The 19794-nt window shown below is 71.6% G+C and carries 19 protein-coding genes and 1 pseudogene; 8 read left to right on the top strand and 12 right to left on the bottom strand.

Annotated features, from left to right (window positions below):
- The first annotated feature begins 278 nt into the window (after nt 1-278).
- Together AB0J04_RS40925 and AB0J04_RS40920 are read left to right on the top strand one after the other, a co-directional pair.
- Complete coding sequence (locus AB0J04_RS40925; protein WP_363173770.1) at nt 279-818, top strand: YbhB/YbcL family Raf kinase inhibitor-like protein; 540 nt, start codon at nt 279-281, stop codon at nt 816-818.
- 196 nt (nt 819-1014) lie between these two features.
- A complete protein-coding gene (locus AB0J04_RS40920; RefSeq protein ID WP_363173769.1) occupies nt 1015-1521 on the top strand; it encodes an HNH endonuclease in 507 nt (168 codons plus the stop codon).
- Nucleotides 1522-1591: 70 nt separating this feature from the next.
- On the opposite strand, the gene AB0J04_RS40915 is transcribed toward AB0J04_RS40920, so the two are convergent.
- The 3 genes from AB0J04_RS40915 to AB0J04_RS40905 all read right to left on the bottom strand — a co-directional run bounded on the left by AB0J04_RS40915 (nt 1592) and on the right by AB0J04_RS40905 (nt 3986).
- Entirely contained in the window at nt 1592-2560 is a 969-nt protein-coding gene (locus AB0J04_RS40915; protein ID WP_363173768.1) for an SPFH domain-containing protein, read from the bottom strand.
- A 143-nt stretch (nt 2561-2703) separates the two neighbouring features.
- The gene (locus tag AB0J04_RS40910; protein WP_358806608.1) at nt 2704-3135 is read right to left on the bottom strand and encodes an NfeD family protein; all 432 of its coding nucleotides are present in this window, start codon (nt 3133-3135) and stop codon (nt 2704-2706) included.
- Between the two features lie 53 nt (nt 3136-3188).
- Nucleotides 3189-3986, bottom strand: a complete 798-nt coding sequence (locus AB0J04_RS40905) for an ABC transporter ATP-binding protein (RefSeq protein WP_319194639.1) — start codon at nt 3984-3986, stop codon at nt 3189-3191.
- Nucleotides 3987-4140: 154 nt separating this feature from the next.
- On the opposite strand from AB0J04_RS40905, the gene AB0J04_RS40900 reads away from it, so the two are divergent.
- Nucleotides 4141-4929 (top strand): hypothetical protein, encoded by a 789-nt coding sequence (locus AB0J04_RS40900; RefSeq protein WP_363173767.1) that lies wholly within the window; start codon nt 4141-4143, stop codon nt 4927-4929.
- Nucleotides 4930-5061: 132 nt separating this feature from the next.
- Here the strand turns inward: AB0J04_RS40900 and AB0J04_RS40895 are convergent, their stop codons facing one another.
- The 4 genes from AB0J04_RS40895 to AB0J04_RS40880 all read right to left on the bottom strand — a co-directional run bounded on the left by AB0J04_RS40895 (nt 5062) and on the right by AB0J04_RS40880 (nt 7678).
- Nucleotides 5062-5301 (bottom strand): chaplin family protein, encoded by a 240-nt coding sequence (locus AB0J04_RS40895; RefSeq protein ID WP_363173766.1) that lies wholly within the window; start codon nt 5299-5301, stop codon nt 5062-5064.
- Between the two features lie 198 nt (nt 5302-5499).
- On the bottom strand, nt 5500-5745 hold the full coding sequence (chpE, locus tag AB0J04_RS40890; RefSeq protein WP_057599241.1) for a chaplin ChpE: 246 nt from the start codon (nt 5743-5745) through the stop codon (nt 5500-5502).
- Nucleotides 5746-5898: 153 nt separating this feature from the next.
- The gene (locus tag AB0J04_RS40885) at nt 5899-6540 is read right to left on the bottom strand and encodes a response regulator transcription factor (protein WP_363173764.1); all 642 of its coding nucleotides are present in this window, start codon (nt 6538-6540) and stop codon (nt 5899-5901) included.
- The gene (locus AB0J04_RS40880) at nt 6533-7678 is read right to left on the bottom strand and encodes a GAF domain-containing sensor histidine kinase (RefSeq protein WP_363173763.1); all 1146 of its coding nucleotides are present in this window, start codon (nt 7676-7678) and stop codon (nt 6533-6535) included. Before AB0J04_RS40880 ends, AB0J04_RS40885 begins: the two co-directional genes overlap by 8 nt.
- Before the next feature lie 238 nt (nt 7679-7916).
- Here AB0J04_RS40880 and AB0J04_RS40875 point away from each other — a divergent pair, with 238 nt between their 5' ends.
- From AB0J04_RS40875 to AB0J04_RS40865, 3 genes are all read left to right on the top strand, one after another.
- Complete coding sequence (locus AB0J04_RS40875) at nt 7917-8615, top strand: SDR family NAD(P)-dependent oxidoreductase (protein ID WP_363173761.1); 699 nt, start codon at nt 7917-7919, stop codon at nt 8613-8615.
- The gene (locus AB0J04_RS40870; protein WP_363173760.1) at nt 8612-9742 is read left to right on the top strand and encodes an S-adenosylmethionine:tRNA ribosyltransferase-isomerase; all 1131 of its coding nucleotides are present in this window, start codon (nt 8612-8614) and stop codon (nt 9740-9742) included. Before AB0J04_RS40875 ends, AB0J04_RS40870 begins: the two co-directional genes overlap by 4 nt.
- Before the next feature lie 405 nt (nt 9743-10147).
- Entirely contained in the window at nt 10148-10888 is a 741-nt protein-coding gene (locus AB0J04_RS40865; protein WP_363173759.1) for a transglycosylase SLT domain-containing protein, read from the top strand.
- A 95-nt stretch (nt 10889-10983) separates the two neighbouring features.
- On the opposite strand, the gene AB0J04_RS40860 is transcribed toward AB0J04_RS40865, so the two are convergent.
- Complete coding sequence (locus AB0J04_RS40860) at nt 10984-13494, bottom strand: FHA domain-containing protein (protein ID WP_363173758.1); 2511 nt, start codon at nt 13492-13494, stop codon at nt 10984-10986.
- A gap of 360 nt (nt 13495-13854) precedes the next feature.
- On the opposite strand from AB0J04_RS40860, the gene AB0J04_RS40855 reads away from it, so the two are divergent.
- Together AB0J04_RS40855 and serB are read left to right on the top strand one after the other, a co-directional pair.
- The gene (locus AB0J04_RS40855; protein WP_363173771.1) at nt 13855-16128 is read left to right on the top strand and encodes a streptophobe family protein; all 2274 of its coding nucleotides are present in this window, start codon (nt 13855-13857) and stop codon (nt 16126-16128) included.
- 605 nt (nt 16129-16733) lie between these two features.
- A complete protein-coding gene (gene serB / locus AB0J04_RS40850) occupies nt 16734-17948 on the top strand; it encodes a phosphoserine phosphatase SerB (protein WP_363173757.1) in 1215 nt (404 codons plus the stop codon).
- Nucleotides 17949-18017: 69 nt separating this feature from the next.
- Here the strand turns inward: serB and AB0J04_RS40845 are convergent, their stop codons facing one another.
- The 4 genes and pseudogenes from AB0J04_RS40845 to AB0J04_RS40830 form a co-directional block, all read right to left on the bottom strand.
- On the bottom strand, nt 18018-18536 hold the full coding sequence (locus tag AB0J04_RS40845; RefSeq protein ID WP_363173756.1) for a histidine phosphatase family protein: 519 nt from the start codon (nt 18534-18536) through the stop codon (nt 18018-18020).
- Between the two features lie 67 nt (nt 18537-18603).
- On the bottom strand, nt 18604-18810 hold the full coding sequence (locus AB0J04_RS40840) for a hypothetical protein (RefSeq protein WP_363173755.1): 207 nt from the start codon (nt 18808-18810) through the stop codon (nt 18604-18606).
- Nucleotides 18811-19026: 216 nt separating this feature from the next.
- Nucleotides 19027-19143, bottom strand: coding sequence for an SGM_5486 family transporter-associated protein (locus AB0J04_RS40835; RefSeq protein WP_086023195.1), 117 nt, complete (start codon nt 19141-19143; stop codon nt 19027-19029).
- 43 nt (nt 19144-19186) lie between these two features.
- Nucleotides 19187-19794 (bottom strand): annotated as a pseudogene (locus AB0J04_RS40830) (hypothetical protein); the annotation flags it as partial.

Below are 19794 nucleotides of genomic sequence, written 5' to 3'. Positions count from 1 at the left end.
GCGGGGGGCGGGGGCCCCCTCCCGCCCCCCCGGGCCCCTCTGCGCTGCATGCGGGCGTAGCCCTGCGTGGTGATCTTCTCGAAGGAGAGGGTCAGAAGGAGAGGGTCAGTCGGACGCCCAGGGTTCTTCGGCGTCCCCGGCGGGTGAGCGATCTCCGATAGGGCATCGGGCAACGGTATGTGACGGTGTGAAGGTCGTGGGAGTCGTGGGCTCTCGGAAGGTCGTAGGCTCCGAAGGCAGGCATGGAGTGCCTTTCCGATCTATCAGGAGGTGTCGAGGTGACCGAGCTGAAGAGGCGGCCGCTGCCCCACGATTTCCATCCGCCGGTGCCGTCGTTCACGGTCACGAGCGAGGATGTGCAGGAGGGGACGACGCTCAAGGACGCGCAGGTCCACGCGGCGGGGAACGTCTCGCCGCAGCTGCGGTGGGAGGGTTTCCCGGCCGGGACCAAGAGCTTCGCCGTGACCTGCTACGACCCCGACGCTCCGACGGGCAGCGGGTTCTGGCACTGGGTGCTGTTCGACATCCCGGCCTCGGTGACCGAGCTGCCGGCCGGTGCGGGCAGCGGGGCGTTCGACGGGCTGCCGGAGGGCGCCGTCCAGGCGCGCAACGACTACGGCGGCAAGGACTTCGGCGGGGCCGCGCCGCCGCCCGGGGACGGGCCGCACCGGTACGTCTTCACGGTGTACGCGGTGGATCAGGAGAAGCTCGGTCCGGACTCGGACGCCTCGCCCGCCGTCGTGGGCTTCAACCTGCGCTTCCACGCGATCGGCCGCGCGCAGCTGATCGGCGAGTACGAACATCCCAAGGAGGGATGAGTCAGCTCATCGTTCATTGAACGTTTGCCCGCCCCTGGTCTTGGAAGTGATCAGGGGCGGGCATTTTGTTGCCGGGGGTCGCGGGGGTCACCCCTCGTGGAGCAGCAGATATTGCGTTGTCCATCTCGGCGTGCCCGGCCAGAGTTGATCCCAGCCCGCCAGGGGGTGGGCCGGTGCACACAGGAGGTGGGCTGGTATGCGGGACACGCTGGTACTGAACGCGAGCTTCGAGCCGCTGTCGACGGTGACGTTGAACCGTGCCGTCGTTCTGGTGCTCCAGGACAAGGCCGTCGTCGAGCAGGCCCACCCCGAACTGCGGATGCGTGGCGCGGAGGTGGACATTCCGGCGCCCCGGGTGATCAGGCTGTGCAGGTACGTACGGGTGCCCTTCCGAAGACAAGCACCGTGGTCGAGGCGGGGTGTGCTGGTGAGGGACCGGCACCGGTGCGCGTACTGCGGTCGTCGGGCGACGACCGTGGACCACGTGGTGCCGCGGGCGCAGGGTGGTCAGGACTCGTGGCTGAACACGGTCGCCTCGTGCGCGGAGGACAACCACCGTAAGGCGGACCGGACTCCGGAGCAGGCGGAGATGCCGTTGCTGCGGCAGCCGTTCGAGCCGACGCCGGCGGACGCGATGCTGCTGTCGCTGGGGCAGGACGACCTGGCCGCGCTGCCGGAGTGGCTGACGCTGGACGCCGCGTAGGCCGGCCGGGCCCGCGCGTGACCGGGGCCCACCTCCCGAGCGGAGGTGGGCCCCGGTCTTGTGGTGCGGGTCAGTCGATCGACGGCTTCTCCCGGCGTTCGCCGCCGCCGTCTCCGTTGCCACGGTTGCCGCTGTTGCCGCTGTTGCCGCCGGAATTGCCGCCGAAGGGGCCGAAGTTGCCCATGGCGCCGGACAACCCCTTGAGCGCGTCGCCGATTTCGCTGGGGACGATCCAGAGCTTGTTGGCGTCGCCCTCGGCGATCTTCGGGAGCATCTGGAGGTACTGGTAGGAGAGCAGCTTCTGGTCCGGGTCGCCGGCGTGGATCGCCTCGAAGACCGTGCGGACGGCCTGGGCCTCGCCCTCGGCGCGCAGGGCGGCGGCCTTGGCCTCGCCCTCGGCGAGCAGGATCTGGGACTGCTTCTCGCCCTCGGCGGTGAGGATCGCGGCCTGGCGGACGCCTTCCGCGGTGAGGATCGCGGCGCGCTTGTCACGGTCGGCGCGCATCTGCTTCTCCATCGAGTCCTGGATGGAGGTCGGGGGCTCGATCGCCTTCAGTTCCACGCGGTTGACGCGGATGCCCCACTTGCCGGTGGCTTCGTCGAGGACGCCGCGCAGGGCCGCGTTGATCTCCTCGCGGGAGGTCAGGGTCCGCTCGAGGTCCATGCCGCCGATGATGTTGCGGAGCGTGGTGACGGTGAGCTGCTCGATCGCCTGGATGTAGCTGGCGACCTCGTAGGTGGCGGCCCGGGCGTCGGTCACCTGGTAGTAGATGACCGTGTCGATGTTCACGACCAGGTTGTCCTGGGTGATCACCGGCTGCGGCGGGAACGGCACGACCTGTTCGCGCAGGTCGATGCGGTTGCGGATGGTGTCTATGAACGGAACGACGATGTTGAGTCCCGCGTTCAGCGTCCGCGTGTAACGGCCGAAGCGCTCCACGATGGCGGCGCTGGCCTGCGGGATGACTTGGATCGTCTTGATCAGGGCGATGAAGACCAACACCACCAGAATGACCAGGACGATGATGACCGGTTCCATCGTCGGCTCCCCGTACCCTTCTCCGCCTCAGCGCTTTCGGAAGATCTTATGTCTGTTGAAGATCTTGCTGGTCGAGTCTGTCAGACCGTCGTGCGGCTCGCGAGGTGTTCGGTTCACTTACGTAGTGCGGGAGTTGTACAAGGTCAGATGACGATCGCCGTGGCGCCCTCGATCTCCACGACGTCGACCTCCTGCCCCACGTCATAGGCGCGGTCGGTGTCGAGTGCGCGTGCCGACCAGACTTCGCCGGCGAGTTTGATCCGGCCGCCGGAGCCGTCGACCCGCTCCAGTACGACGGCCTGTTTGCCCTTCAACGCGTCGATGCCGGTGGCGAGTTGGGGTCGCTGCTTGCTGTGCCGGGTCGCGATGGGACGCACGACGGCGATGAGGGCGACGGAGACGACGACGAAGACGAGCACCTGGGCGACGGCTCCGAACCCGAGGCCTGCCACGATCGCCGCGGCCACCGCGCCGACCGCGAACATGCCGAACTCGGGCATCGCGGTCACCACGAGCGGGATACCGAGCGCTGCCGCGCCGACGAGCCACCACACCCATGCGTCGATGTCGTTCACACCGTCATGGTAGGGCCGGGGGTCCCGCCTCCGACAGGGCGCAGAAGGAGCGGTCAGGAGAGCGGCAGGCCCTGCGCCGTCCAGCGGTCGCCGACCTGTTCCACGACGAGCGGGAGGCCGAAGCAGAGGGAGAGGTTGCGGGAGGTGAGCTCGAGCTCGACGGGTCCTGCGGCGAGGACCTTGCCCTGGCGGATCATGAGGACGTGGGTGAAGCCGGGGGCGATCTCCTCGACGTGGTGCGTGACCATGATCATCGAGGGGGCGATGGGGTCGCGGGCCAGTCGGCCGAGACGGCGTACGAGGTCCTCGCGGCCGCCGAGGTCGAGGCCGGCGGCGGGCTCGTCGAGGAGGAGCAGCTCGGGGTCGGTCATCAGGGCGCGGGCGATCAGGGTGCGCTTGCGCTCGCCCTCGGAGAGGGTGCCGAACTTCCGGTCGAGGTAGTCGCTCATGCCGAGGCGGTCGAGGAAGGCGCGGGCGCGCTGCTCGTCGACGTCCTCGTACTCCTCCTGCCAGCCGGCCGTCATGCCGTAGGCGGCGGTGAGCACGGTCTGCAGGACGGTCTGGCGCTTGGGGAGCTTGTCGGCGAGGGCGATGCCGGCCATGCCGACGCGCGGGCGCAGCTCGAAGACGTCGGTGCCGGGCTTGCCGAGGGGCTCGCCGAGGACGGAGACGTCGCCGGAGCTCGGGAAGAGGTAGGTGGAGGCGATGTTCAGGAGGGTCGTCTTGCCGGCCCCGTTGGGACCGAGGATGACCCAGCGCTCGCCTTCCTTGACCGACCAGGAGACCTGGTCCACGAGAGCCCGGCCCTCGCGGACCACGGATACGTCCTGAAGCTCCAGAACATCGCTCATGAGCGCGTTGTCTCCCCTTGCAGTGTGGCCGGTCGGTTTGTCGCGGACGTCTGTGGGTCGGACCGCCGCGCGTGGGTGGGCACGGCCCCCTCGGGAAAATCTACGCCACCGGTCGGGCGACCCGTTCCATCGGTCCGGTCCTTAGGGTGGGGGGATGCTTTCGGAACCGCGCTCTGGCCGCCTCGCCGCTTGGGGAAATGCCCTGTTGGCCGGATTTGTCTCGCCGGACGACGCCGTACTCGCGATCGTCGGGGAGGACGCCGTCCACCGGGTTGCGGGGCTGCCCGGGGAATCGGCGCCCGTCGGGCTGACGCTGGCGCTGGGGCGGCTGCGGGCGCTCGGGGTGAGCGGGCTGCGGGTGGCGCTGCCCGTGCCGGGTCATCCGCTGGGGTTGAGCGGTCCGCCGGAGTTCAACGCGCGGGCGCTGGAGGCGGAGGAGGCGGTGGTCTGCCACGGCGCCGGGTACGGGCTGGTGCCGGAGGTGTACGAGGCCGGGCCCGACGGTGATGTGCATGTCGAGGTCGTCTGGCACTGTCTGCCGGTGCGGGAGGCTCCGCCGGCCGATGTGCCGTCGCTGGGCGAGGCGGAGCGGGAGCTGGCGGAGGCGTTGCGGGACGCCACGGCGATGCTGACGCGGCTGGACGTGGCGGGGTCGGGGCCGGTGGCGGAGGCGGCGATCGACGCGTACCGGGCTCGGGCCGAGCGCGGGCGGGAGGCGCTGGCTCCGGGGTATCCGCCTCGGGCGGTGCGGGTGCTGGAGCTGGCGCAGCGGGTGGGGCTGCTGGTGGCGCTGGCCTCGGAGCACGGGCACGGCGGGGCGGTGAGCTCCGCGGAGATGGCGGCGCGGGCGGAGGCGTTGCGGCCTGTTGAGCGCACGGCTCGGCGGGCGCTGGTCGCGGCGTACAACTCCGTTGTGGAGGAGCGGGAGCGGGGGGTGCGGTGAGCGGTGCCGGGGACTCTGCCCCCAGGCCCCCGTTTCGGCCCTGAACGGGCCTCGTGGGCGCCGGCGCCGGCGTGCGAAAGGGGCCCCGTGTCGTCCTCGACGCGGGGCCCCTTTCGCGCTGCGGCGGCTACTTCACCGGTTGACGCCCGTGTTGCCGAAGGCCGGGTTCAGGAGGGCGATCAGGTTGGCGGTGTTGCCGACCACGTTGACCGGGACGTTGACCGGGACCTGGACGGCGTTGCCGGAGCCGACGCCCGGCGACTTCACGGCCGCGCCCTCGGCGCCCGCGTCGGCGACGGCGGCACCGGCCGAGGCGCCCGCGGCGATACCGGCGACGGTGAGGGCCACGGCAGCCTTCTTGGCGATGTTCATGGGTTGCGCTCCTCCTGCGTTCGCGTGTCCGACCCGGCCGCGGGCCGTGCGCTGACCAACGCGGGGTGATCGGGGACGATGCGGGAGGTGAACGGAAGCCTGCTCGTTCGGATCATTGGAGCGACCAAGCGACAAGCCGACCGGCCTCCCCGGTGGGGGCCGGGGAGGCCGGAGGTCACTGCGGGTGCGGGTGGGACCTCAGTGGTTGAGGCCCAGGTTGCCGAAGGCGGGGTTCAGCACACCGATGACGTTCACGCTGTTGCCGACCACGTTGACCGGGACGTGCACCGGGGCCTGGACGAGGTTGCCCGAGACGACGCCCGGCGAGCCCTTGGCCTCGCCGAGGGCGGTGGCGCCGTCGGTGGCGGAGGCCATGCCGGCCCCCGCGGCCATCAGGCCGCCGGCCACCATCGTCACAGCCGCTGCCTTCTTCAGGTTCTTCACTTCTGAGCCCTCCTCGCGATTGCCGCGGCAGTCGCCGCGGCACGCACTGGAGAACGGTCGGGATCCAAGAAGGATGCGCCGTCCGGGGGGCATTCCCACGACAGTATGAATCTCGGATCGGAAGTTAACCCTCCGCATTGCCTCCGCCTGTCGTCAGTCGGCGACGCCGTGGCGTACCGCCCACAGTGCCGCCTGGGTGCGGTCCGCGAGGTCGAGCTTCATCAGGATGTTGGAGACGTGCGTCTTGACGGTCTTCTCGGAGAGGACCAGGGCGCGGGCGATCTCGCGGTTGGAGCGGCCGTCCGCTATCAGGCCGAGCACCTCGCGCTCCCGCTCGGTGAGCGAACCGCCTCTCCCCTGGCCCGAGTTGGCTTCGTCCTGGGACAGCAGGGCGTCGGCGACCTCCGGCTGGAGCAGGATGTGGCCGGCGTGCACCGAGCGGATGGCGCCGGCCAGGGCGTCGGGGTCGACGTCCTTGTAGACGTATCCGGCGGCGCCCGCGCGCAGGGCGGGGACCACCGTGCGCTGTTCGGTGAAGCTGGTGACGATCAGCACGCGCGCGGGGTTGGCCGCTTCGCGGAGCTTGCGGAGGGCCTCGACGCCGTCCATGCCCGGCATCTTGACGTCCATCAGGACGATGTCGGGTTTCAGCTCCTCGGCGAGGGCGACTCCTTCGGCGCCGTCGGCGGCCTCGCCGACGACCTCGATGTCGTCCTGCACCTCCAGGAAGGTGCGCAGGCCCCGGCGGACGACCTGATGGTCGTCGACGAGCAACACCTTGATTGCGTCAGCCACCGGGAGCCTCCATCTCGATCGTGGTGCCCTTGCCGGGCGCCGATTCCACCATGAGCGTGCCGCCGACGCCGCTCGCCCGGTCCCGCATCGACACCAGGCCCAGGTGACGGCCGGCCCGGCGGACCGTCGTCGGGTCGAAGCCGCCGCCGTCGTCCGTGACGCGCAGGACCGTGTCCTGGCCGCGTTTGCGGAGGGTGACCTCCACGTGCTCCGCGCCGGAGTGGCGCAGGGCGTTGTGCAGGGCCTCCTGGGCGACCCGCAGCAGGGCCTCCTCCTGGGTGGCGGGCAGGGCGCGGACGCCGTGGCTGGTGAAGGTCACGCGCGCTGTGTGGGCGCGGTCGAGGACCTGGATCTGGGTGCGGAGGGTGGCGACCAGGCCGTCCTCGTCGAGCCCGGCCGGTCGCAGCTCCACGACCGCGGCGCGCAGCTCGTCGGCGGCCTCCGCGGCGAGCGCCGCGACCTGTTGCAGCTCGCCCTTGGCGCGCGAGGGATCGCGGTCGACGAGGGCGGCGGCGGCCTGGGCCGTCAGGCGCAGGGAGAACAGCTTCTGGCTGACCGCGTCGTGCAGCTCGTGGGCCAGCCTGGAGCGTTCCTCGGCGATCGTCAGTTCGCGGCTGCGCTCGTACAGGCGGGCGTTGGTGAGGGCTATCGCGGCGTGCTGGGCGAGGATCGAGAGCAGTTCCTCGTCCCCCTCCGTGAAGCCGCAGGCTCCGTCGGGTTTGGGGCAGTTCTTGTTGGCGAGGAACAGGGCGCCGATCACTTCGTCGCCGTCCCTGATGGGCAGGCCCAGGAAGTCGGACATCTCCGGGTGGGCGGACGGCCAGCCCTCGAAGCGGGGGTCCTTGCGGACGTCGGCGAGGCGCTCGGGCCTGGCCTCGCGCAGCATCGCCGCGAGGATGCCGTGCTGGCGGGGCAGCGGGCCGATGGCCTTCCACTGCTTGTCGCTGACGCCGTCGACGACGAACTGTGCGAAGCCTCCGTGGTCGTCGGGCACGCCGAGGGCGGCGTACTGCGCGTTCAGCAGTTCGCGGGCGGAGGCGACGATCGTCTTGAGGACGTCACGCACCTCCAGGTGCCTGCTCATGGCCAGCAGCGCGGAGCTCACCGCGGCGAGGCCGGACCGGGGGCCTTGACTCATGTCCTCACGGTACCGGCGGGGTGTGACAGCGCGGATCGGTCCTGTGACGGCCGCGGGCGGGGCCGCAGACCTAGGCCTGAGGTCCCGGGTACGGCGGTCTAGGGCGAAGGGACCGGTGCGCGGGTGTACGACGAAGGGCCCCTCCGGTCCCGGTCCCGCGTCCGAGGCGGGGGCGGGCGGCCGGTTCCTACGTTGGGGGCACCGCCGAGTGGGGCGGTCGGACGAGGGGACGGTTGTCATGCCGGTAGCGATCATCACGGGGGCCTCGAAAGGGCTGGGGCGGGCGCTGGCCGAGGCGCTGGCCGCGCGGGGATGGGATCTGGTGCTGGACGCCAGAACGGCGGCGGTGCTGAAGGAGACGGCGGCGGCCGTGGCGGCGCACGGGACCCGGGTCGAGGCCTGCGCGGGAGACGTCACCGATCCCGCGCACCGGGTCGAGCTGGTGGCGGCCGCCTGGCAGCTCGGCGGCTGCGACCTGGTGGTGAACAACGCGAGCGCGCTGGGCGCCGAGCCGCTGGTGCGGCTGGCGGAGCTGCCCCTGGACGGGCTGCGGCGGGCGCTGGAGGTGAACGTCGTGGCGGCGCTGGGGCTGGTCCAGGAGGCGCTGCCGCTGCTGCGCACGGCGCCGGCGGGCACGGTGATCACCGTCAGCTCGGACGCGGCCGCCGAGGCGTACGAGACGTGGGGCGGCTACGGGGCGTCCAAGGCGGCCCTGGACCATCTCGCGGCGGTGCTCGGCGAGGAGGAGCCGACGCTGCGGATCTGGGCGGTGGACCCCGGGGACATGGCCACCGACCTGTACGCGGCGGCGGTGCCGGACGACGACGATGCCCGGCCGGATCCGGCCGGGGTGGCGCCGGCCTTCCTGCGACTGCTGGACGAGCGCCCGGCGAGCGGGCGGTACGGGGCGCCCGCCCTGCTGGAGGGACGGCGATGACGCTGGCCACGGGGGTCCCCCCGCTCGAGCCGGGTCGAGAGTCGGGGAGGGTGCCTCAGGAGCTGTCGGCGCGGGTGCCGGCCGAGCAGCGCGGGCCGGGGCGGGACCGCGGCGATGTGCGGCTGCTGGTGTCGCGGGGGACGGAGGCGGCGCATCACGCCTTCCGGGAGCTGCCGTGTCTGTTGCGGGCCGGGGACCTGCTCGTGGTGAACACCTCGGCGACGCTGGCGGCGGCCGTGGACGGGCGGATCGGGCACGCGCGCGTGGTGGTGCACTTCTCCACGCGCGGGGACGACGGGCGGTGGGCCGTCGAGCTGCGGGAGCCGGACGGGAAGGGCACCACCCGCGCGCGTGCGGGCGGACCGGCGGGGGCGCGGGTGCGGCTGCCCGGCGGGGTGCGGCTGGTCCTGGAGGAGCCGCTGAGCCCGGGGAGCGGGCGGCTGTGGTGGGCGCGGGTGTCTCCCGGCGGAGAGGACGACGGCGACGGCGACGGAGGGGCGGTGCCGGGGCTGCTGCGGGAGCACGGGCGGCCCATCCGCTACTCCTATACGGAGCGGGATCAGCCGCTCTCCGTGTACCAGACGGTGTTCGCGCTGCCGTCGGCCGACGGGGCGGGCAGCGCCGAGATGCCGAGTGCGGCGCGGCCCTTCACCGCGGGGCTGGTGGCGGAGCTGGTGAGCCGGGGGGTGCAGTTCGCGCCGATCACGCTGCACACCGGGGTCGCCTCGGCGGAGGCGCACGAGCCGCCGTATCCGGAGCGGTTCGCGGTGCCGGAGGCGTCGGCCCGGCTGATCAACGCGGTGAGGGCCGGGGACGGGCGGGTGGTGGCGGTCGGGACCACGGCCGTGCGGGCGGTGGAGTCGGCGGCCGGGGCGGACGGGGTCGTACGCGCGCGTGCGGGGTGGACGGATCTGGTCGTCACTCCCGCGCGCGGGGTGCGGGCAGTGGACGGGCTGCTGACCGGGCTGCACGAGCCGGAGGCCTCGCATCTGCTGATGCTGGAGGCGGTGGCGGGGCGGGCGGCGATCGACCGTGGCTACGACGAGGCGGTGCGCGGGCGCTATCTGTGGCACGAGTTCGGCGATGTGCACCTCATCCTCCCGGCGGAGGGCGCCGACCGGCACTGACACAGACACCTGCGGGCACCGACGGGCACCGACGGGCACCGACGGGCACCGACGGGCACTGACGGGCACTGACGCAGAGCATTGCTTTGGCAACTGGCGGTGAGAACGGGCGGGGTCCCATGTGAGCCCGCACATAGGGCGCACATCACGTACTAGGGCCATTAGGAGATAAAGGGGGCCCACATGAACGGGACAGATGGTTCTATCTGTCCCGTTTTGCCCTTCCCTGATCCACTACCGAGGATCGTACGTCACACCTTTGCCTGGGCATTTTGCGGCCGCTAAGAATTGCTCTCGTCGCTCAGCGCCGTGGGTTCTCCCCGCGGCGTTCCTGCCGAAAGCATCCGCTGTCCGCCGTCGGACGAAGTGAGCGACCTCCGCGCTATTCGAAGAGGTCCTTCCGCCATGCCCAAGAACACTCACAAGATCGCGATCGCCGCTGCCGCCACGCTCGGTACCGCAGCCCTCGCCTTCTCCGTGGTGCCGGCCGACGCGCAGACGACCACTACGGACGCCGTCTCCTCGGCCCGGGTCGCCTACAGCTCCGAGCCGGTGCAGGACGTCAAGGCCGGCGTCACCGACCAGCTGGCCGGGGCGAGCGTGAAGGTCGACGCCATCGAGGCCAAGAAGAAGGCCGCGGCGGACGCCGCCGCGAAGAAGAAGGCCGCCGCGGCCAAGACCGCCGCCGCGAAGGCCGCCGCGAAGAAGAAGGCGGCCGCCGCGGCCGCCGCCAAGAAGAAGGCCGCGGCCGCGCGCGAGGCGAAGGAGGCCGCGAGCCGGTCCGCCAAGCGCGCCGCGGTCAAGAAGGCCGCCACCAAGAGCTACGCCAACAACCTCGACGGCTGGATCAAGGAGTCCCTGGACATCATGAAGTCCAAGGGCATCCCGGGCAGCTACCACGGCCTGCACAAGAACATCATGCGGGAGTCCTCGGGCAACCCGAACGCGATCAACGACTGGGACATCAACGCCATCAACGGCGTCCCGTCCAAGGGCCTGCTCCAGGTGATCCCGCCGACGTTCGCGGCGTACCACGTCTCCGGCACGTCCTGGAACATCTACGACCCGATCGCCAACATCACGGCCGCCGCGAACTACGCGGCCGACAAGTACGGCTCGATCGACAACGTCAACAGCGCGTACTGAGCAACCGCTCGCACATGCCGGAGGGCGGCACCCCGCGTCAGGGGTGCCGCCCTCCGGCGTCGTACGGCCGTCGCCGTCCCGCTCGGTCCGCGTGACTACTTGCGCATGACCTCGGGCTCGTGGCGGCGCAGGAAGCGCGCCACGAAGAAGCCGCAGATCACGCCGATCGCGATCAGGGCGATCATGTCCAGGCTCCACGCGCCGAGGGTGTGCTCCCACAGCGGGTCCGTGTCGCCGCCGTCCTTGGGCGGGCTGATCTTGTTGAAGTCCAGCGTGGCGCCGGCCGCCGCGACCGCCCAGCGCGAGGGCATCAGGTACGAGAACTCGTTGACGCCGACCGCGCCGTTCAGGGCGAACAGGCAGCCGGTGAAGACGACCTGGATGATCGCGAACATGACCAGCAGCGGCATGGTCTTCTCGGCCGTCTTCACCAGTGAGGAGATGACCAGGCCGAACATCATCGAGGTGAAGCCGAGCGCCATGACCGGCAGGCACAGTTCCACCAGCGTGGCGTTGCCGAGGACCAGGCCCTCGGTCGGGATCTCCCGGCTGGAGAAGCCGATGACGCCGACCAGCAGCCCCTGGAACACCGTGACCAGACCGAGCACGAACACCTTGGACATCAGATACGCCGAGCGCGACAGACCGGTGGCGCGCTCCCGCTCGTAGATGACCCGTTCCTTGATCAGCTCACGGACGGAGTTCGCCGCGCCCGCGAAGCAGGCGCCGACCGCGAGGATCAGCAGAACGGTGGTGGCCGTGCCGTTGGGGATGATCCGGCCGGTCTTCGGGTTGACCGGGTTGGGCAGCAGACTGTTCCCGGAGTCGATCAGCAGGCTGACCGCGCCGAGGACGACCGGCAGGATCACCGTGAGGGCGAGGAAGCCCTTGTCGGACGCGATCACCGACACATAGCGACGCACCAGCGTGACGAACTGGGACATCCAGCCCTGCGGCTTCGGCGGCTTCATGGCCTGCATCGGCGGCATCTGTACGGACTGCGGCGCGATGGCGTCGATGTCCGCGGCGTACATCTGGTAGTGCTGCGAGCCCTTCCAGCGGCCCGCCCAGTCGTAGTCGCGGTAGTTCTCGAAGGCGGAGAAGACATCGGCCCAGGTGTCGTAGCCGAAGAAGTTCAGCGCCTCCTCGGGCGGGCCGAAGTAGGCGACGCTGCCGCCGGGCGCCATCACGAGCAGCTTGTCGCAGATCGCGAGCTCGGCCACGGAGTGGGTGACGACCAGGACCGTACGGCCGTCGTCGGCGAGGCCCCGCAGCAGCTGCATGACGTCGCGGTCCATGCCCGGGTCGAGGCCGGAGGTCGGCTCGTCCAGGAAGATCAGCGACGGCTTGGTGAGCAGCTCCAGGGCCACCGAGACGCGCTTGCGCTGGCCGCCGGAGAGGGAGGTGATCTTCTTCTCTTTGTGGATGTCCAGCTTCAGCTCGCGCAGCACCTCGTCGATGCGGGCGTCGCGCTCGGCGCCCGTGGTGTCGGCGGGGAAGCGGAGCTTGGCCGCGTACTTGAGGGCCCTCTTGACGGTCAGTTCCTTGTGCAGGATGTCGTCCTGCGGGACCAGACCGATGCGCTGGCGCAGTTCGGCGAACTGCTTGTAGAGGTTCCGGTTGTCGTAGAGGACGTCGCCCTGGTTGGCGGGCCGGTACCCCGTCAGCGCCTTGAGCAGGGTCGACTTGCCGGAACCCGACGGTCCGATGACCGCGATCAGCGACTTCTCCGGGACGCCGAACGAGACGTCCTTGAGGATCTGCTTGCCGCCGTCGACCGTGACGGTCAGATGACGGGCCGAGAAGGAGACCTCACCGGTGTCGACGAACTCCTCGAGCCGGTCGGCGACGATCCGGAACGTCGAGTGGCCGACGCCGACGATGTCGGTCGGGCCCAGCTGGACCGAGCCGCTTTTGGCGATCGGCTGGCCGTTGACGTAGGTGCCGTTGTGCGAGCCGAGGTCGCGGATCTCCATACGGCCGTCGGGCGTCGAGTGGAACTCGGCGTGGTGGCGCGAGACCTGCAGGTCGGAGACGACCAGCTCGTTCTCCAGGGCACGGCCGATGCGCATCACACGGCCGAGGGAGAACTGGTGGAACGTGGTGGGGCTGCGGTCGCCGTAGACCGGCGGCGCCCCCGCGCCGACGCCGGGGCCCTGCTGTTGCGGGATCGACGGCGGCTGCTGCCCCTGCTGCGGCGGCTGCCAGCCGGCCTGCGGGTCGGCCTGTTGCGCCGACGGGGCCTGTTGGGCCCAGCCCGGGTTCGCCGCCTGCGCCGCGTACGGCTGCTGCTGGGGTTGCGCGGCGGGCGCCTGCGCTCCCGACAGGTTCAGGCGCGGTCCGTCGGTCGCGTTGCCCAGGTGCAGCGCCGCGCCGGGACCGATCTCCAGTTGATGGATCCGCTGCCCCTGCGCGAACGTGCCGTTGGTGCTGCCGTGGTCCTCGATGACCCAACTGCGGCCGTTGTAGCTGACCGTGGCATGACGCCAGGAGACCCTGGCGTCTTCGAGGACGATGTCGCCCTGCGGATCACGTCCGAGGGTGTATGGCCTGGACGGATCGAGCGTCCAGGTGCGTCCGTTCAATTCCAGTACGAGTTCCGGCACTCCAGCCCCACTGAGTTGTCCCCCGAGTTAGCCCCATCAACGGGGAGTCTAGGGATGTCGAACATCGGGGGGAACTATTTCAGTAGCGGCCCCCTGACCGAAAGTCGGGCCTTGTGAAGAGCCTGCGCGAGCGTATCGGCCGTTCCCGTTGACGGGGTTGAAACCCGGCCGGAGAGTGGTAAACGCACGCGAGGGGGACGGAAGCGGCGATCTTCGCCGCTGCGCGCCGCGGATCGGGGGGTCTGCATGAGTGCCGGCACGGGTGTCGAAGGCAGTGGAAGCGTGGCGCGCGGTAGGGGCGTGCCGTGGACGGACGTGACTCTGGCCGCTGTCGCCGCGGTGAGCTGGGCGTTGATCGGGATGGCGGGGACCGCCGCGCTCGGGCTGCATCTGCTGGGGGCGGACTCGGTGGGCTCGTTGGGCCCGATGACGGCGGCGGCGGTGGCACTGGGGGCCGGCGGCTCGGTGACTCCGTCCGGCGACGTGTCCGCGTTCGGGCTGACGGGCGCGGAGGCGAACACGGCCATCGAGATCACGCCATTGGGGGTGAGCCTGGTGGGTGCGCTGCTGCTGTCGTGGCTCTTCCTACGGTCTCTGCGCGGGGCCGGAGTTGTGATCGCCCCGGCCGAACTCGTCGCGCGCGTCGGCGCGGTGGTAGCCCTGTTCGTGGCGATGCTCGGCGGACTGGCCTGGGCGGGGCACGACGTCATCACGCTCGACGGGGGCTCACTGGGACTGGACGACCTGCCCGGCGGGGGGAGCGGCGGGGGTGGTGGCCTGGAGATTCCCGGACTGGGGGACGTCGGTGACATCGGGGGGCTGCTGCCGGACCGGCTCGGGGACCTGGTCGACGCGAAGGCGGCGGTCGGTTTCACCGTCGACACGGTGCCCACGCTGCTCGGCGGCATCGGCTGGTCGCTCGGCATCCTGCTGATCGCCCTGCTGGCCTCGCGCCGCACGCCGCTGCCGCGGGGGTGGGAGGCGGTGCATCGTGTGGTGGGGCCGGCGGTGTCCGCCGTCGTCACGGTGCTGCTGGTGGCCGTGGCGGCCGGGTTCGCGGCGGCGGCGTACGCGGCGATCGGCGACGACCATCCCAAGCGGATCGCGGGCGCGGCGCTGCTGGGCGCGCCGAACGGGGTCTGGCTGGGCATCCCGATCGGCCTGTTCGTCCCGTGGGACGGCCAGGCTACGGGCGCGCTGAAGAACCTCCTCCCGGATCCCCTGGACGACCTGCTCGGCGCCGGCACCGAACAGCCGGTCACGCTGAGCCGCCTGGCCGAGTTGGACGAACGGGTGTGGCTGCTGGGAGTGGCGGCGGCACTGATGATGCTGCTGGCGGGGGTGCTGACTGCGGTGCGGACGCCGGTGGGGGCACCGGCGGGGGCGACGGGCTCGGCGGGGGCTGCGGGCCCCTCCGGGGTGGATGAGGCGGAGGGGAGTGCGTGGCCTGGGCGGGACCCGGGCAGGGCGGACGTGCGGACCGGGCGGGGGCCGGGCGGAGGGTACGGGCGGGGAACCGGCGAGGGACAAGCGCAGGATCCCGGCGACGCGTACGGGCAGGGGCACGGGCAACGGCCGGGCGAGAGGCACGGGCGAGGGCCTGGCGACGAGTACGGACGGGGACCCGGTCAGGGACAAGCTCGGGGAACCGGCGCGGCACACGGGCAGGCACCCGGCCAGGGGCACGGGCAGCAGCCGGGCGAGAGGCACGGGCGAGGGCCTGGCGACAGGTATGGGCAGGGTCCCGGCGAGGAGCATGCGCGGGGGACCGGCGAGGCGTACGGGCGACGGTCGGACGAGGCATACGTGCAGGGGACCGGCGAGGGGTATCGGCATCGGCCTGGCGAGGGAGCTTCTGGGGCAGAGGGCGCCGGTGGGCGGGGGGCCTCGGTTGCCGGGTTCGCCGGGCGGTGTGCCGTGCGGCTGGGGATCGCGACCGCCTTGGCGTTGCCGTTGATCGCCTGGCTCACCGAGGTGTCCGTGGACGCCTCGCTGTCCGTGCTGGGCTTCGATGCGTTCGGGGCCGGGATCGAGCTGCGAGGGCAGCTCGGCATGGCGTTGCTGCTGGGTGCCCTGTGGGGTGCGGGGGCCGGGGCCGCCGGTGCGCTGCTGGCCTGTGCCACGGGGGCCGCGGGACAGCGGGCGGCGTCGTCGGCACGGGGTGACGCGGGAGGCACGGCGGTGGATGACTCCGGCGAAGGCCGTCTGTCTTTCGGAGACTCGGGCGAGCAGAGCGGGCCGTATGCGCCGAGTGCCTCGTACCGGCCGCCGAATCCGGCGACCAATCCCTACCTGCGCCTCCCTGAAGAGCTGCTGGACGCGGAGGACGCGCGGCCGGGGCCCTCTCAGAGCAGCCGGGCCGGGCAGTCGAGGTCGTACGAGAGCTCCCGGCGGGACGAGTCCCCGGCGCCGGGCGGGCGGCCGCCCCGCGTGCCGCCGGGGCCGGACGACGTCTACGGCGCCCCGACCGTGGTCCGGCCGATCGGACCGCCTCCCCGCTCGCCACGACGGCCCGCGGACCCGCGTCCCGGTGAGCGGCGGCCGCCGTCCGGACCGGAGGAGGGTCCGCCGCCTCCACCACCGGCTGCCCCGCCCCCGCCGAGGGCCCCGAGGGGACCGAAAGGATCACGGTGAGGACGGGACCGGGGGGACCGAGGCACGGCCGGGGGGAAGGCACATGGCCATCGCCACCGGCTCCGCCCCCTCACGGAAAGGGCCGGGCCAAGCGGGCCCGGGCCCAGCCGAGAGGCCGCGGCCCCGCCGCCCGCACCGCCTCTCTCCCCACGGGCCGAGGCCGGCGAGGGGGAACACGGTGAGACGGCCGGACCCGGCGGGTCCGGACCCGGCCGGAGGGGCCGCGGCCACCGCCGCCCGCTCGGCCTCATTCCGTCTGCCCGGACCTGCTCGATCGGGCAGAGGCGGCGAGCACGTGGCGGCCACCGAGCACACCGGGCGGCCGAAGGGGACACTGGGGGAGGGACGGGGTCAGCGTGCCGGGGCTCGGCGGGAGAGCGGCCGGGGAGGGCCTGCCGGCGCCGCCACCCTCTCCGCCCTCTCCCCCGCCGATGGGGACGGCCGGATCGCCTCCGAGGGCCGGGCCCACGCAGGCAGGGACGGGGTCGTGGGGCCCGTGGCCGTTCGTTGAGGTTGGCGTCATCTCTTCGACATCGATTGTTCCCTGTCCGTCAGGCGGCCCCGAGCGGCGATCGGCACTGGGTGCCGGATACGGTGGGTACACCATGAGCGCTTTGCAGACTTCGTCCTCCGACGTCCCTACTCTCCTAGTCAAGATTTTCGGCAAGGACAGGCCGGGTATCACGGCCGGCCTCTTCGACACCCTCGCCGCCTACTCCGTCGACGTGGTCGACATCGAGCAGGTCGTCACCCGAGGCCGGATGGTGCTGTGCGCGCTCGTGACCGAGCCGCCGGCCGGCCTCGAGGGGGAACTGCGGTCGACGGTCCACAACTGGGCCGAGTCGATGAAGATGGAGGCGGAGATCATCTCCGGCATCGGTGACAACCGGCCGCGCGGCCTCGGCCGGTCACTCGTCACCGTGCTCGGACATCCGCTCACCGCGGAGGCCACCGCAGCGATCGCCGCGAAGATCACGAAGGCCGGCGGCAACATCGACCGTATCTTCCGGCTCGCCAAGTACCCCGTCACCGCCGTCGAGTTCGCCGTCTCCGGTGTGGAGGCCGCACCCCTGCGCACCGCCCTGGTGACGGCCGCGACGGCGCTCGGCGTGGACATCGCCGTGGTGGACGCGGGCCTCTACCGACGGGCCCAGCGGCTCGTCGTCATGGACGTCGACTCCACCCTCATCCAGGACGAGGTGATCGAGCTCTTCGCCGCGCACGCGGGCTGCGAGGACAAGGTCGCCGAGGTGACGGCGGCCGCGATGCGCGGCGAGCTGGACTTCGAACAGTCGCTGCACGCGCGCGTGGCGCTGCTGGAGGGGCTGGACGCCTCGGTCGTCGACAAGGTGCGCACCGAGGTGCGGCTGACTCCGGGTGCGCGCACCCTGATCCGGACGCTGAAGCGGCTCGGGTACCAGGTGGGTGTCGTCTCCGGCGGCTTCACGCAGGTCACCGATGATCTGCAGGAGCGGCTCGGGCTGGACTTCGCCCAGGCCAACACGCTGGAGATCGTCGACGGCAGGCTGACCGGCCGGGTCACCGGCGAGATCGTGGACCGTGCGGGCAAGGCGCGGCTGCTGCGTCGGTTCGCCGCCGAGGCGGGCGTACCGCTCTCTCAGACCGTGGCGATCGGTGACGGCGCCAACGACCTGGACATGCTCAACGCCGCGGGTCTCGGGGTCGCCTTCAACGCGAAGCCGGTGGTGCGGGAGGCGGCGCACACGGCGGTGAACGTGCCGTTCCTGGACACCGTCCTGTACCTGCTGGGCATCACCCGCGAAGAGGTCGAGGCGGCGGAGACGCACGACGAGCGGTAGCCTCCGCGCGGACGGACGGTGACGGCCCGGCGCCACCGCGGCGCCGGGCCCTTGCGCGTGCCGGGTGGGTTACTCGGAGGGGGCCCAGTAGTCGAGCAGGGTGGCCGCGCCGGGTTCCAGGGATTTCCAGGAGCCGTCGAAGGAGACGACGACGAAGGCGGCGGCCGGGAAGCCTCGGGCGTGCATCCGCTCCCTCGCGTCGCCCTCGGCCTGGCCGGAGACGATGTCGGCGAGACCCTGGATGCCCGGGTTGTGCCCGATCATGACGAGGTTGTGCACGTCGTCGGCCGTCTCGTTGAGCAAAGCGATCAGCTCGCCCGGTGAGGCCTCGTAGATCCGCTCCTCGTAGACGGTTTTCGGCCGCTGCGGGAACTCCTGGACGGCGAGCTTCCACGTCTCCCGGGTGCGGACCGCGGTGGAGCACAGGGCCAGGTCGATGGGGATGCCGGTGTCGGTCAGCCTGTGTCCGGCGACGGCGGCGTCCTTACGGCCCCGCTCAGCGAGCGGACGCTCGTGGTCGGTCACCTGAGGCCAGTCGGCTTTCGCATGGCGGAAGAGGACGATCCTGCGGGGTTCTGCGACGCTCATGAGTCCCAGCTTCGCATGAAACAGGCCATGGGGCGCAGGGAGTTGACATGCGGTTTCACCAGCGGTCCTAGCGTGCTATCAGCTGCTGCACGCGCTCGACGAGGTGGGTGATCGCCGGGTCACCGGCGGCCGCCTGGGCGTCGGCGGGGTTCAGGAGCAGCACGAGCAGGGTGATGAAGCCGAGCGTCGGCAGGGCGAGGGCCCACCAGGGCAGCCTGGTGCCGACGCCGCCCGGGGCGGCCGGGCGGGGCCGGGTGTGCGTAGGGGCCGACATGGTGCCTCCGCTGTCTTCGAGTGGTCCCTGGTCCCCGGTCCGTGGACCGTGGTCCTGTGGACCGTGGTGCGTGATCCGCTTCCCGCGGTCACATCTCGAAGTTACGGAATCGGCGGCCCTCAACCCATCCGGTGGTCCACCCACTTGACCCTGACCCTGACCCCCTAGGGGACAGGGGGGTTAACCCCACCCCGCCCCTGGAGACGGGCCGGGCCGTCAGGGGGAGGCGATGGTCGCGATGATGGCGATGATCACGAAGATGGCGAAGAACGAGCCGAAGACGAGCAGCATCTTCTTCTGGCCGTTCTGCGGGTTCGGGTCGAGCACTGGCATGCGGCAAGTCTCGCACCCCGCGTCCACAGCGGTTCCCCCGGGGTCAGCGCGCGGCCTCCTCCTCCACCGTGCGGTCGCGGCCGGCCAGGACGCCCACGACCGTCTGCGGGACCATGAGCGCCGCCATCAGCGCGAGGGGCAGGCCCCAGCCGCCGCTGTGCTGGTAGAGCACCCCCACCAGCAGCGGGCCGGGGATGGAGATCAGATAGCCGGCGCTCTGCGCGAAGGCCGACAGCTGGGCCACGCCCACTCCGGTCCTGGCGCGCATCCCGACCATCGTGAGGGCCAGCGGAAAAGCGCAGTTGGCGACGCCGAGCAGCAGGGCCCAGGCCCAGGCGCCGCCGGCGGGCGCGAGGTACAGGCCGGCGTATCCGACGAGGCCGCAGCCGCCGAGCGCGAGCACGATCGGGCCCTGCTGCGGCAGCCGGGTGGCGACGCGCGGTATGACGAAGGCGAGGGGGACGCCCATCGCCATCGTGACCGCGAGGAGCAGTCCGGCCGTGCTCGCGGGCACGCCCGCGTCCCGGAAGATCTGCGGCATCCAGCCCATGGTGATGTAACGACGTGGTGTACGACAGTGATCGCGGTCTGAGCCGGAACGCAGAGTGAGCCGCACGGGTTGGTGTTGTTGTGACGCAATACCTGGCCCGT

This window comes from Streptomyces sp. NPDC050263, from assembly GCF_040655955.1.
Lineage (GTDB): Bacteria > Actinomycetota > Actinomycetes > Streptomycetales > Streptomycetaceae > Streptomyces.
This window is presented reverse-complemented; position numbering and strand designations above follow the sequence as displayed.